At 59.7% G+C, this 300-nt stretch carries 1 protein-coding gene; it reads left to right on the forward strand.

The window, feature by feature from the left end; genetic code table 11:
- On the forward strand, window positions 1-300 hold a 300-nt coding region (locus AC5WOC_RS21220), incomplete at both ends, for an AMP-binding protein (protein WP_496057417.1).

Genomic DNA, 300 nt, shown 5'->3' on the forward strand with positions numbered 1-300 from the left:
ACGCAGTGCCCCTCCTGCTGGATTCCCAGTGCCCGTCGTCAACCATTATGGCCCCACGGAAAACACCGTGGTGGCAACGGCAGCGGTCGTCCCTGCTGGGAGCCGCAGCTTGCCTTCCATTGGCCGCCCGATTGCCGGCGTTCAAGTATACGTACTCGATGACCATGGACAGCTGCTCCCCATTGGGGTACCTGGGGAACTGTATCTGGGGGGAAGAGGATTAGCCCAAGGCTACCACGGTCGCACCGATTGGACCAACGAGCGATTTGTATCACATCCGATCTGGGGAAGATTGTACCG

The organism is Shimazuella sp. NTD247, from assembly GCF_059510415.1.